This window comes from Paenibacillus soyae, from assembly GCF_024623455.1.
GTDB lineage: Bacteria > Bacillota > Bacilli > Paenibacillales > Paenibacillaceae > Pristimantibacillus > Pristimantibacillus soyae.
In genome coordinates, this window is record NZ_JANIPJ010000019.1 from 42,029 (window position 1) to 54,973 (window position 12,945).

The following is a 12,945-nucleotide window of genomic DNA, read 5'->3' on the forward strand; positions in this document are numbered from 1 at the left end:
CTGCCCTTCTTAGCTTTGCACGATGCTGGTGCCGACTCCGCCTTCGCGAACCGCCTTCGTGAGCACGCCGTTCTCCTGTCCGCTCACGATGACGACCTCGCGCACGCGGCCCTGGATGCACTGGATCGCCGCGCGCACCTTCGGAATCATGCCGCCGTATATTTCGCCGCTAACGATCATGGCCTCGATCTCTTCCACGGTTACCGTAGGAAGAACCTTCTTCTCGCCGTCCACCGTCTTCAGAATACCCGGCACGTCCGTCACGACGATCATTCGCTCCACGCCGAGATGGGACGCCACCGCGCCCGCTGCCGTATCGGCGTTAATGTTGTATCGCTGTCCAGACGCGTCGATGCCGATCGGCGCGATAACCGGAATATAATCCATACCCATGATGCCTTCGATAATGTCCGCCTTCACGTCCGTCACGTCCCCGACGAAGCCGATCTCCGCTGCGTTCGCCACCGGCCGCGCCTGAATGAGGCCGCCGTCCACGCCGGACAAGCCCAGCGCCTGCGCGCCGTTCAAGCCGATCTTGCGCACGATCTCCTTGTTGATGCGCCCCGCGAGCACCATCTCCACGACGTCGAGCACGTCGTCGTTCGTCTTGCGGAGGCCGTTCACGAATTCGGTCTCGATGCCGAGCTTCGTCAGCGTCTCCGAGATCGCCGGTCCGCCCCCGTGCACGATAACCGGCTTCACGCCGGACTGCTGCAGCTCCCGCAGCTCGCCGAAGAACGCGTCAGGCAGCGCAGCGAGCGTGCTGCCGCCGCATTTCATTACAAACCGTTCATTTGCCATTGCTGTGTTAGCCTCCACCCTCGGAAAAAAATCCGCTTACGTGCGGTATGCCGCGTTGATGCGGACGTAATCGTAGGTCAGATCGCAGCCCCAAGCCGTCGCTGCTCCGTCGCCCATGTGCAGGTCGACTCCGATGACGACCGTGTCGCCCTTGAGATATTCCAGAGCCAGCTCCTCGTCGAACGCGACCGGACGGGATTGCTGCAGCGTCACGATTTCGCCGATACGGATATCGACCGTTGCCGGATTGACCGGCTGTCCCGCGCGGCCGACCGCCGCGATGATCCGGCCCCAGTTCGCGTCCGCGCCGAATACCGCCGACTTCACCAGCGACGAGCCGATGACCGTCTTCGCGATGGCCGCGGCGGATTCGTCGTTCTCTGCTCCGCGCACCTGTACCTCGACCAGCTTCGTTGCGCCCTCGCCGTCACGGGCGATCGCCTTCGCCAAATATTCGCACACGTAACGAAGCGCCGCCGCGAATGCCGCCCAGCCTTCATGCCGAGGCGTCAATTCACTGTTGCCCGCAAGACCGCTCGCCATGGCCACCAGCATGTCGTTCGTGCTCGTGTCGCCGTCCACCGTAATCATGTTGAACGTCAGGTTCGTCGCCTGGCGCAGCAGCGTCTGCAGCGCCTCGCTGCCGATCTTCGCGTCCGTCGTCACGAAGCCGAGCATCGTCGCCATGTTCGGATGAATCATGCCGGAGCCTTTGGCCGCGCCGGCTACCGTGACCTTCTTGCCGTCCAGCTCCAGCTCGACGCACACCATCTTCTGCACGAGATCCGTTGTCAGGATCGCTTGGCAGAAGCCCTCCGCGCCCTCCAGATCGCCGCTCAGCTGAGCGGGAAGACCGTCGATGCCGGAGCGTACTTTATCCATTTTCAAATTTTCCCCGATGACACCAGTCGACGCCACCGCCACATGATCCGCCGATACGCCGATCGACTCCGCAAAGCGCGAGCGCATCTCATACGCATCCGCTTCGCCCTGCTCGCCCGTGCACGCGTTGGCGTTGCCGCTGTTCACGATGACAGCGCGCAGCACGCCTTCCGCGCCGATGCTCTCGCGCGTCACTTTGAGAGGCGCTGCCTGAAAAATATTCGTCGTATAAACGCCCGCCGCCGCAGCCGGCACTTCGCATACGATCGCTCCGAGGTCGTGACGGGTTGTTTTCTTCAGTCCGCAATGAAGGCCGCCTGCGCGGAAGCCCTGCGGCGTTGTGATCGAGCCTTCTTCCACAACCTTGAACGGCTGCGAGATGTTATCCTGTCCCATTATGCGTTCATTCTCCTCTGCCTTAAGTGAATACTTACGGATAAGCAGGCACGAACTGCAGACCCAGCGTCTCGTCCCAGCCCATCATCAAATTCAGGTTTTGCACCGCTTGGCCTGCAGCGCCCTTCACCAGGTTGTCGATAACCGACACGATGGTGATCCGGTTCGTGCGCGAATCCAGCGCGAAGCCGATATCGCAATAGTTGGAGCCCCACACTTCCTTCGTCGCCGGCCATTGTCCTTCCGGACGGATACGCACGAACGGCCTGCCTTCGTAGAAGCTTCTGTACAGCTCCAGGAAATCGTTCAAGGAACGGTCGCCGCGAACGCTCGCGTACATCGTCGACATAATGCCGCGCGTCATCGGCACGAGATGCGTCGTGAACGTCGTCACGACCTCGGCTCCCGCCGCGTCGGACAGAATCATCTCGATCTCCGGGATGTGCTGGTGCTGGTTGACCTTGTATGCCCTGAGGTTTTCGTTGAGCTCAGAGTAGTGCGTTCCCAGCGAAGCGCCTCTTCCCGCTCCGGAGACTCCGGACTTCGCATCGATAATGATCGTCGCAGGATCGATGAAGCCCGCCTTCACGGCCGGAAACAGTCCAAGCGTCGTCGCCGTCGGATAGCAGCCCGGGTTGGAGATGAAGTCCGCTCCGCGCACGTTCTCTGCATAGATTTCGGACAGTCCGAATACCGCCTTGCCCAGATGCTCCTCGTCCGCCGCCGGCTTCTTATACCACTGCTCATACAGAGCAGGCGACTTCAGCCGGAAATCGCCTGATAAATCGATGACCTTCAGCCCTGCCGCCAGCAGCTCGGGAGCCAGCTTCGAAGCCACTCCCGGCGGAGTTGCCAGGAACACTACGTCCGCTTTGCTCTTAATCGTCGCCGCGTCCACATCGTCCAGCAGCTCCTCGCGGATGCCCGTCAAATGCGGATACCCTTCCGTGATCGGCGTGCCCGCGCTGGAGGACGAGATGACCGACGTCACCTCCGCTTGCGGATGCGAAGCCAATAGCCGAATTAATTCCACGCCGCCATATCCGGTCGAACCGACGATGGCCACTCCTAACTTTTTGCTCATGCTGCATCTCTCCCCGTCACTTCTCTTCGTCTTCCGCTTATGCGCTCTATGTATACCGTTCCCGAACCCTCATGATGAATAAGCATTCACTCGGATTGACAGAAAAGCTTGAATTTTTCGTACAACTTCTTATTGTACATCATTCGGTAGGACATGGAAATATAAGATCGTCGTGTATTATTATACATCCGGACTAATATTAATACAACGCATTTTCGCCTCTTTTTTCGGGGTGATTTAACGCGCCATTCAGGTCTCGAGCTTAAAGCCCTGCCCCAGCACTTCGGCCGTATTGCTAATAATGACGAACGCTCCGGAGTCGATGGCCCGTACCAGCTGCTTCAGCTTCGGCACCTCGTTCTGACCGACAACGACCATCAGCACCGTCCGCCCCGCTCCCGTGTAACCCCCATGTCCGTCCAGACGCGTCAAGCCGCGGTCCAGATCATGCAGAATCGCCTGCGCGACCTCCTCCGTCTTCTCGCTAATAATGAAAGCGACCTTCGAGAGCTGAAGCCCGTTCTGCACGAAGTCGATCGTTTTGCTCGTCACGAACAATCCGATCAAGGCGTACAACGACACCTCCGGCGAAAAAATAAACCCAGCCGCAATAATGACGCAGCCGTCGAACAACACGATAGCCAGGCTATACGGCAGGCCAGTCAACCGATGCAAAATTTGCGCGGCCAAATCCAAGCCTCCCGTCGAACCGCCGCCGCGGAACACCAGGCCAAGCCCGAGTCCTACGCCGATACCGCCGTAGATGGCCGCCAGAATCGGATTGTCCGTCGGAGACGGCACGTTCGCCGTCAGCAGAACGAATAGCGGCAGGATGAGCGTGCCGAGCAGCGTCTTCGCTCCGAACTTCCGCCCGAGCAGCGCAAGCCCGCCGATGAACAGCGGAATGTTGATCGCCCACTGCGTGAGAGCCGGCATCAGCCCCGTCAGCTCCTGCACCAGAATCGAAATACCGGACACCCCGCCCGACGCGATGCCGTTCGGCACGAGGAACAAATTAAAGCTGAGCGCCACGATCAGCGTTCCCACTAATAATTGCATCAAATTCCATACCATTTGCGCCTGCGGATTCTTCTGCTTTAGCATGTCACCGCGTTTCATCTTTCCCACTTCCATTCGTATCATCCCCTTATTCCAAAAAGAAGAGTTCCACACCATTACAGTGTTGGAACTCTTCCTATAGGCTATGCAAACATATTCTGGGCGGTCACTCGCCCTGTTAATCGTGACGGATCTGGCTTCGCAGATACCCGTCGATGAAAGCGTCCAGATCGCCGTCCATGACGGCGCCGACGTTGCCCGTCTCCACGCCGGTGCGATGGTCCTTGACCATGCTGTACGGATGGAAGACGTACGAGCGGATCTGGCTGCCCCACGCGATATCCGATTGGACGCCGCGGATCTCGTCCAGCTGCTTCTTCTGCTCTTCGATCTTGCGTTCGTAGAGCTTCGACTTCAGCATCTTCATCGCGCGGTCGCGGTTCGCAATCTGCGATCGCTCCTGCTGGCACGCCACGATAATGCCCGTCGGGATATGCGTGATCCGGATCGCGGACTCCGTCTTGTTGACGTGCTGCCCGCCCGCGCCGCTCGCCCGGTACGTATCCACCTTCAAATCCTCGGTGCGAACCTCGATCTCGATGTTGTCGTCGATCTCCGGCATAACGTCGCAGGAAACGAACGACGTATGGCGGCGTCCCGCGGAATCGAACGGCGAGATGCGGACCAGACGGTGCACGCCCTTCTCGGCTTTCAGATATCCGTAGGCGTTGTAGCCCTTGACCGAGATCGTCACGCTCTTGATGCCGGCCTCGTCCCCGTCCTGATAGTCGAGCACCTCGACCTTGAAGCCGGACTTCTCGGCCCAGCGCGTGTACATGCGGTACAGCATCATGCCCCAGTCCTGCGACTCCGTGCCGCCGGCTCCCGGATGAAGCTCGACGATCGCGTTTAACTTGTCGTAAGGCTGGTTCAGCAGCAGCTGCAGCTCGAACGCGCTAACCTTCTCGGTCAGCTTGGACACGCCGTCTACTACTTCCGCCTGCATCGCTTCATCGTTCTCTTCCTCGGCGAGCTCCAGCATCATCTGGAGCTCCTCCTGATCGTCGTTCAGCTTCTGATACTGCTCGACGACCGACTTGACCGCGTTCAGCTCGGAGATGATGCCTTGCGCCTTCTCGTTGTCGTCCCAGAAATCCGGCATCGACATCTTCTCTTCGAAGTTGGCGATCATCTCGTTTTTGAGATCTAAGTCAAAGAGACCCCCTGAGTTCTTGGAGCCGCTTCGCCATCTCGCGCAAATCTTGTTTGACCGTAATGTCCAACATGGCTTTCGCTTCCCCTCAATCTATATCGCTTATTGGCCGACGCCATGACACTGCTTGAATTTCTTGCCGCTGCCGCATGGGCACATGTCGTTGCGGCCGGTTAAGACCTGGCGCTTCACAGGGCGCTTCTCCGCCGCTTCTCCGCCGCCGCTCGTCGACGTCGTCTGGCCTTTGACCACCTCTTGGCGCTCCAGGTTGCTCTCGACGCGAGCTTTCATAATATATTTCGCGACTTCCTCTTGGATCGTCTCGATCATTTCCTTGAACATCTCGAAGCCTTCGAACTGGTACTCGCGAAGCGGATCCGTGCCGCCGTACGCGCGCAGGTGGATACCCTGGCGCAGCTGGTCCATCGCGTCGATGTGGTCCATCCACTTGCTGTCGACCGCGCGAAGCACGACGACCTTCTCGAATTCGCGCATCGTCTCGTTGCCGAGCGCTTCTTCGCGTCTGTCGTACAGCTCGGTAACTTTGCCCAAGAGGAACTCGACGATTTCTTCCTTCTCTTTGCCCCAGATATCGTCCTTGGAAATCGTGCCTTCCTCAAGCAGGTTCGCATGCGCGTAGTCCACGATCGCCTGGTGTTCCCACTCTTCCGGAATGTCCTCCGGACAATGAGCCTCGACGATGCGCTCCACGACCGGCTTGATCATCTCCATGACCTCGCCGCGGATGTCCGCGGACTCCAGGATGTCGCGGCGCTGCTTGTAGATGACTTCACGCTGCTGGTTCATCACGTCATCATATTGCAGGACGACCTTCCGCGTGTCGAAGTTGCTGCCCTCTACGCGCTTCTGCGCGGACTCGACGGCTCTCGAGATCATGCGGCTTTCGATCGGCTGGTCTTCGTCCAGACCGAGACGGTCCATCATCGCCATGATGTTGTCGGAGCCGAAGCGGCGCATCAGCTCATCCTGCAGCGACAGGTAGAACTGCGACGAGCCCGGGTCGCCTTGACGTCCCGCGCGTCCGCGCAGCTGGTTGTCGATCCGTCTGCTCTCGTGGCGTTCCGTACCGATAATGTGAAGGCCGCCAAGCTCGGCAACCCCCTCGCCCAGCAAAATATCCGTACCGCGGCCGGCCATGTTCGTCGCGATCGTCACGGCGCCCGCTTGCCCCGCGCGCGAGATGATCTCCGCTTCCTCCGCGTGGAACTTCGCGTTCAGCACCTTGTGCTGCACGCCCTTACGCTTCAGCATCTCGGACAGCTTCTCGGAGTTCTCGATCGAGATGGTGCCGACCAGTACCGGCTGCTTGTTCGCGTGGCGCTTGACAATTTCCTCCACGACCGCTTTGAACTTGCCGTTCTCCGTCTTGTAGACGACATCCGGAATGTCCTTCCGGATATTCGGACGGTTCGTCGGGATTTGGATAACGTCCAGGCCGTAGATCCGGCGGAACTCTTCTTCCTCGGTCTTCGCCGTACCCGTCATGCCGCCCAGCTTGCGATACATACGGAAGTAGTTCTGGAACGTAATCGTCGCGAGCGTCATGCTCTCGTTCTGAACCTTGAGCTGCTCCTTCGCTTCGATCGCTTGGTGCAAGCCGTCGCTGTAGCGGCGGCCGGACATGAGACGGCCCGTGAATTCGTCGACGATAACGACTTCGTCTTCCTGTACGACGTAATCGACGTCGCGGCGCATAATGACGTTTGCCTTCAACGCCTGCTGGATGTGATGGTTAATGAGCACGTTGGCATGGTCGTACAAGTTCTCGATGCCGAAGGCGCGCTCCGCCTTCTCCACGCCCGCTTCCGTCATCAGCACGTTGCGAAGCTTCACGTCCACCGTGTAGTCTTCTTCTTCCTTCAGACGGCTGACGAAACGGTCCGCGGCGTGATACAGCTCCGTCGACTTCGCGGCTTGTCCGGAAATGATAAGCGGCGTTCTCGCTTCGTCGACCAAGATGGAGTCCACCTCGTCAATAATGGAGAAATAGAGCGGACGCTGAACCATCTGCTCCTTGTACAGCACCATATTGTCGCGCAAATAGTCGAAGCCGAACTCGTTGTTCGTTCCGTACGTAATATCGCATGCATAAGCGGCTTGCTTCTCTGCATGGGACAAGCCGTGCAGGTTACAGCCGACCGTCATGCCGAGGAAGTTATACAGCTGACCCATGATTTGGCTGTCGCGCTGAGCCAGGTAGCCGTTGACCGTGACGACGTGCACGCCGCGTCCAAGCAGCGCGTTCAGGTATACCGGCAGGGTTGCCACGAGCGTTTTACCTTCGCCTGTCTTCATCTCCGCGATCTTGCCTTCGTGCAGCGTGATGCCGCCCATCAGCTGAACGTCGAAATGGCGCATGCCGAGCACTCGCTTGGATGCTTCGCGGCAAGTCGCGAATGCTTCCGGCAGGAGCGCGTCGACCTCTTCGCCCTTCTCCAGGCGCGCTTTGAATTCATCCGTCTTCGCGCGCAGCTGCTCGTCCGTAAGCGGCGTAAATTTCGATTCCATGCCATTGATCTCGTCCACAATGCGCTGCAGACGCTTCACTTCGCGCTCGTTCTGATCGCCGAATATCTTCTTCACTAATCCGAGCATGGTATTCCCCTCTTTCGGTAGTAGGTCTATTTGTTTAAGATTGTAACAGTTTGTAGACCCTGTCGCAATGTATGGAGAACTGTGCGGAGGGATGCGCAAAAAAAAGCCCCGCTCCGTCAAGGAGCAGGGCTGCGTGTCTGTCTTCTATAGTAGTCCCGTATGGATTAGCTTTGCTCGATTAAGCCGTACTTCCCGTCGCTTCGCTTATACACCACGTTCACTTCTTTGCTTTCGGCGTTCGCGAACACGAAGAAGTTATGTCCGACCATGTTCATCTGGAGGATCGCTTCCTCCACGTCCATTGGCTTCAGGGTAAAACGTTTCGTGCGGACGAGCTCCAGCTCATCTTCTTCCTCCAGCACGCTTACTGCGGAGCCTTCTTCTCGGAACAAGGCTCTCACTCCGCTGCCCTGTCTGAATTTGCGATTGACCTTCGTTTTGTGCTTGCGGATCTGGCGCTCCAGCTTATCGACCACGAGATCGATGGAGGCGTACATGTCCTCGCTCTTCTCCTCGGCTCTGAGCATTACGCCAACGAGCGGGATCGTGACCTCTACCGTGTGCTGCCCTTTCGTAACGGATAGAGTTACTGTGATTTCGGAGGCGATTGGAGCGTCAAAATACTTCTCCAACCGGCTTAGTTTCTTCTCGGCATAATCTCTCAAAGCTTCTGTCACCTGAAAGCGTTGACCTCGAATGTTGTATATCATGGGGCACTCCTCCTTTACATGCTCTTATTATAGCATATGCTAGTGCCCAGATCAAAAGAGTTTTTAGTTTTTTGGGAATTTTCAGATAATTTATGTCGTGGTTGTGACGATGCGAGGCTGTGACGATATATAATAGAAAGAAAAAAGCTCCGGTTTCCCGGAGCCCTGTGTAGGCACTGTCAATTGAACCATCTATACAGTGGCTAATGATAGCCGGATGATTACAGTTTGACTACGTTTGCAGCTTGTGGACCGCGTGCGCCTTCAACGATATCGAATTCAACCGCTTGGCCTTCTTCGAGAGTTTTGAAGCCTTCGGATTGGATTGCGGAGAAATGAACAAATACGTCGCCGCCTTGCTCAGTCTCGATGAATCCATAACCTTTCTCTGCGTTAAACCATTTTACTTTACCTTGCATTCGCAAACATTCCCTTCATCTTCAAATACTGTGAGGCATCGTTAAGGTCTGGCCCACAAATCGACTATACCACCGAAATCATGGAATTGTCAAACAATTTCTTGGAAGCGGATACATTGAGTCTGTGCAAATGTTTTCACTCATTTTTATTAAATTAACCGTAGCTGACTGCGAACAGATTTGTGCGTGTTATTAGCCATCTGCCTAAATCGGATCATCAATATAAGCCATATAAAAACTGGACCTTCATTGTCAGATCACTCCCTGACAATGAAGGTCCAGTTGAAACGATGACCTCTTAAATCGCATATAGTACGGTTTCAGTCACGGAATTACTGTAATGTCTCAAGTAAAACTTGTAATCTGGCACGCAGCTTTGCAGATAGAGCTGTATGGTTAACATGTCTTCCGGCTTGTGATATACACAAATCGCCAATCTAGGACGATGTTTGACAATTGTTTCACGTGCGCCACGCAATGCTTCCAACTCCGCGCCTTCAATGTCCATTTTAATAAACGTAGCACGTGATCCTTGCAATACATTATCTATGCTTCGTAATTTAATCGAAACTATACCTTCAGAATCTATCGAAGACGATCCATTTCCTATAGGATTAAAATTCATTTGATCATCACCGCTCCATACTCCCGCATTCAGAAGTTCAATATTTTGGAGCTGTTCTTGATGAATGACTGCTTGGCACTTATCATAGCACTTCGGGTCAGGTTCGAAAGCATAAATTTTGTCGTAATTCCCCCCGCACCACTCTCTAAAAAGCAAGGAAGTCCCACAATCAAAACAGCCCGCATCAATAAATACTTCATTCAATTGAGGAGTCATAATAGACTCTTCAAAATACTGGTGGTTAACATCTTCGAAACGTATATTTTCATAAATAATTTGATCCTCAGTAAACCCAAAGCTCTGTAGTTCTTTGTAGATTTCCTCATATATAAGCCAAGAACTGATGACAACATAATCACTCTTATAATTGGTCATCAATTCCTCAGGAGAAATGATGGGCAAATCGCAAAATGTGCCCCCCTGCTTGTTGCGGTCCCTGTCACAAAAGGCATACCAATCAAATTCACTAAGGTGAGTGTGCAAATACTGTCCATACCAACCTGCGCCATATATTATAAGTCGGGCGTCGCTCTGTTCGTTTATTCGCTGCAACCGATCGCTTAATGCTCTCAGTTTTGAATCCTTTTTGGGATCGAACCTAGGATTCATTCCAACCAAATCAAGCACATGCTTTTTATCGTTTGTTAAATTGTAGCTCATTCGAGCCGCAAAAATCTCTTTCGACATTGAGTCTGCCAGATTTTCGTAAACGTTCTTTGATAACGTGAAAATCCGATTCAAGTCCTTTGTCTCTACCATTACAATATCCTCCTCAGCGGCCGCAAATCATAGGTCTGATTTTTTAAAGCTCGCTCATCAAGAGACGATTGAGCCTAGCGATACGTTCCGGATAATCCCTATTCGTATCCATATAATCATTCAGGTAACGTTTTATTTCCTGTTGCATATTTTCTAAATTTTTTCCGTCATTGGTTTCGATCGCTATTTCGGCTAACAAGCTTGCATGATAGACATAGAATCGCTTTACCCAGATAATAATGTCCGTTGGGATACCATTCTCTTTAAGCAATTCAATAATTTGCGCATAAGCGATCAAGCTGCCTCTGCGCTGCTCAATATCTTTGGAATGAAACAACGATTGCTCTCGCTGGTAATAATGATACAAAGGCAACTCCATATAGTACGCTTGTTTGGAATGCAATAAATATTCCGTGAATAAGAGGACGTCGTTACCTACACGAATATCTTCACGAAACCGAAGTCCCGAACTGCCCATAAATCGATCAGCACGGAATAATTTGTTCCAATAATAAGCACCGAATGCAGGATACATATCACGTATAAACGTCATTGTCAGTGCTTGATTACGATTGAGAATTGGAGAATTGAGCTTTATTTTATTGTCTACATCGATTCCTCCGTAATCGAATTCTTTACGCCATCCTGAACAAACGAAATCAACATCGTTGTATTCGATTGCGTCGTACATTAGCTCATAGAAGTTTGGCTCAACCCAGTCATCAGGGTCAACAATTCCAATATATACACCTGTGGCCTTGTCCAATCCTGCATTTAGCGCAGCTGCAACTCCAGCATTCGCTTGATGTATTACAGCAACACGTGCATCTATCCTTGCATATTCATCGCATATTACACCAGACAGGTCGGTAGACCCATCATTAACACAAATAATTTCGAGATTACGGAAGGTTTGATGCACCACGCTATCAAGACACCTTCGGATATAGGGTTCGACATTAAATACAGGTATAATGATCGAAATCTTCTTCATCCGATAACCCCTAATAGCTCACGCGCGAGTGCTAAAACACGCTCCGATGAATTCCCATCGGCATATGTATGTGTGATCCGTCTTAAACGCTCTCTGTCTTTGACGAATCTATCTTCACCATATAGCGATGCAAAAACAGCTTGTTGAAACTGTTTATATTCTACAGCTATTTCACCGGGCATCCAGGCATCGTAAGGCTCCATCATTAAGCCTCTCGTCTCACGGTAATCCTCAAGATCTAACGGCGTTAGGATAATTGGCTTGTCCGTAAGTAAGAAATCAATAATGATGGAGGAATAATCGGATATGAGACAATCCACTCCATTTAATATTTCGTAAAGATCTATATCATTTGCGTGCAGCATCTCGTCTGTTATTTCTACAATATTCTCTGAATCACTAAACATTTTTCGACTTAGCTGAACAGTGTGTTTTTTATATAGGAAGAGTATCTGATTTTCTTTCAAAAAATCATTGAAGGCTTGTTCTTCAAATCCAGCCATATCATTGATAAAGGCCGCGCTATTTCCGTTATTTGCAATAAAAGAATCTCTGTGGGTTGGCGCGTAAAAGACGATTTTTTGCTGGTTAATCGGTCCGATGAGCTTTTCCAACATTTTTTTACCATCAGATTTGAATAACATATCGTTCCGCGGATAACCAGTGATGATGAATTTCTGAAATTCTAGTCTGAGGCAATACCCCATAAAAACACTATATAAATGCGACATTGAGCAGATCGCTGTCTTTTTCTGAAACGTTTCGTGTCTACTAACAGATAAGCTTTTATCGTTTTCTTCTTTGGTCATAAAGAAAAGAGTTTTAATTGTAAACCCATGCCATAGTTCTATTGATTTTTTATTGCCACACCGCTCACCACTATGTGTGACGACAAGACTACTGGAAAGAAAATGATAATAGTACTCGCTGTCTCTATTTGAATCCTTAACAAGTACTACCTCAATGTCATCATAAGGGTTATTGCTTAATGCTTTCGATACTGCCCCAGCGTTGTAATGCCCAATAATACAAATTTTATTAGGGATTTCCTTAATTTCACCGTATTTTCTCAGATCGACACGTGTCAGATCAGCAACCCCATATTTCATGGGAATATAAAACTCCTTAATCCCCATAGCATAAAGTTGCTGCGCTATATCAAGATGAAAATTACTAGTTATGATGACTTGCAGATCCTTATCAACAATTTCAACTGGGTTAATGATTGTTAGATCGTGAATTGTTGATCCTTGTTTTTTAGGATCGCTATCAGCGAAGCAAGCAATATTATATTTATCCTTCAACAGAGTATAATATGATTTACCAAGTAAGCCCGCTCCGAATATGACAAATTTCATGCAATCATCCCTCCTTATGCCTATTTCCT

The 12,945-nt window shown here is 52.3% G+C and carries 11 protein-coding genes; all 11 read right to left on the bottom strand.

Annotation, left to right across the window (positions count from 1 at the left end; genetic code table 11):
• Positions 1-9: 9 nt before the first annotated feature.
• Positions 10-801: an acetylglutamate kinase gene (gene argB, locus NQZ67_RS22735; RefSeq protein ID WP_257450432.1), complete on the bottom strand. Its 792-nt coding sequence runs from the start codon at positions 799-801 to the stop codon at positions 10-12.
• Between the two features lie 36 nt (positions 802-837).
• A complete protein-coding gene (argJ, locus tag NQZ67_RS22740) occupies positions 838-2,079 on the bottom strand; it encodes a bifunctional ornithine acetyltransferase/N-acetylglutamate synthase (protein WP_257450435.1) in 1,242 nt (413 codons plus the stop codon).
• 34 nt (positions 2,080-2,113) lie between these two features.
• Positions 2,114-3,163, bottom strand: a complete 1,050-nt coding sequence (argC, locus tag NQZ67_RS22745) for an N-acetyl-gamma-glutamyl-phosphate reductase (protein WP_257450438.1) — start codon at positions 3,161-3,163, stop codon at positions 2,114-2,116.
• A 249-nt stretch (positions 3,164-3,412) separates the two neighbouring features.
• Entirely contained in the window at positions 3,413-4,297 is an 885-nt protein-coding gene (locus tag NQZ67_RS22750) for a YitT family protein (RefSeq protein ID WP_257450440.1), read from the bottom strand.
• A 103-nt stretch (positions 4,298-4,400) separates the two neighbouring features.
• A protein-coding gene (prfB, locus tag NQZ67_RS22755) for a peptide chain release factor 2 (protein ID WP_257450442.1) occupies positions 4,401-5,508 on the bottom strand; the annotation gives its coding sequence in 2 pieces (ribosomal slippage) (positions 4,401-5,435 and positions 5,437-5,508; 1,107 coding nt in all).
• 29 nt (positions 5,509-5,537) lie between these two features.
• On the bottom strand, positions 5,538-8,051 hold the full coding sequence (gene secA, locus NQZ67_RS22760; RefSeq protein WP_257450444.1) for a preprotein translocase subunit SecA: 2,514 nt from the start codon (positions 8,049-8,051) through the stop codon (positions 5,538-5,540).
• Positions 8,052-8,215: 164 nt separating this feature from the next.
• Entirely contained in the window at positions 8,216-8,761 is a 546-nt protein-coding gene (gene hpf / locus NQZ67_RS22765; RefSeq protein WP_257450446.1) for a ribosome hibernation-promoting factor, HPF/YfiA family, read from the bottom strand.
• Positions 8,762-8,982: 221 nt separating this feature from the next.
• On the bottom strand, positions 8,983-9,180 hold the full coding sequence (locus tag NQZ67_RS22770; protein WP_087569424.1) for a cold shock domain-containing protein: 198 nt from the start codon (positions 9,178-9,180) through the stop codon (positions 8,983-8,985).
• 298 nt (positions 9,181-9,478) lie between these two features.
• Positions 9,479-10,564, bottom strand: a complete 1,086-nt coding sequence (locus tag NQZ67_RS22775) for an FkbM family methyltransferase (protein WP_257450455.1) — start codon at positions 10,562-10,564, stop codon at positions 9,479-9,481.
• A gap of 43 nt (positions 10,565-10,607) precedes the next feature.
• Positions 10,608-11,558, bottom strand: coding sequence for a glycosyltransferase family 2 protein (locus NQZ67_RS22780; protein WP_257450457.1), 951 nt, complete (start codon positions 11,556-11,558; stop codon positions 10,608-10,610).
• Complete coding sequence (locus tag NQZ67_RS22785; RefSeq protein ID WP_257450459.1) at positions 11,555-12,916, bottom strand: CDP-glycerol glycerophosphotransferase family protein; 1,362 nt, start codon at positions 12,914-12,916, stop codon at positions 11,555-11,557. Before NQZ67_RS22785 ends, NQZ67_RS22780 begins: the two co-directional genes overlap by 4 nt.
• Between the last annotated feature and the right edge of the window lie 29 nt (positions 12,917-12,945).

Coding starts and splice junctions, on each gene's coding strand:
- argB (WP_257450432.1), bottom strand. CDS start 801: ATGGCAAATGAACGGTTTGTAATGAAATGCGGCGGCAGCACGCTCGCT.
- secA (WP_257450444.1), bottom strand. CDS start 8,051: ATGCTCGGATTAGTGAAGAAGATATTCGGCGATCAGAACGAGCGCGAA.
- NQZ67_RS22770 (WP_087569424.1), bottom strand. CDS start 9,180: ATGCAAGGTAAAGTAAAATGGTTTAACGCAGAGAAAGGTTATGGATTC.
- NQZ67_RS22750 (WP_257450440.1), bottom strand. CDS start 4,297: ATGGAAGTGGGAAAGATGAAACGCGGTGACATGCTAAAGCAGAAGAAT.
- NQZ67_RS22780 (WP_257450457.1), bottom strand. CDS start 11,558: ATGAAGAAGATTTCGATCATTATACCTGTATTTAATGTCGAACCCTAT.
- argJ (WP_257450435.1), bottom strand. CDS start 2,079: ATGGGACAGGATAACATCTCGCAGCCGTTCAAGGTTGTGGAAGAAGGC.
- NQZ67_RS22785 (WP_257450459.1), bottom strand. CDS start 12,916: ATGAAATTTGTCATATTCGGAGCGGGCTTACTTGGTAAATCATATTAT.
- NQZ67_RS22775 (WP_257450455.1), bottom strand. CDS start 10,564: ATGGTAGAGACAAAGGACTTGAATCGGATTTTCACGTTATCAAAGAAC.
- hpf (WP_257450446.1), bottom strand. CDS start 8,761: ATGATATACAACATTCGAGGTCAACGCTTTCAGGTGACAGAAGCTTTG.
- argC (WP_257450438.1), bottom strand. CDS start 3,163: ATGAGCAAAAAGTTAGGAGTGGCCATCGTCGGTTCGACCGGATATGGC.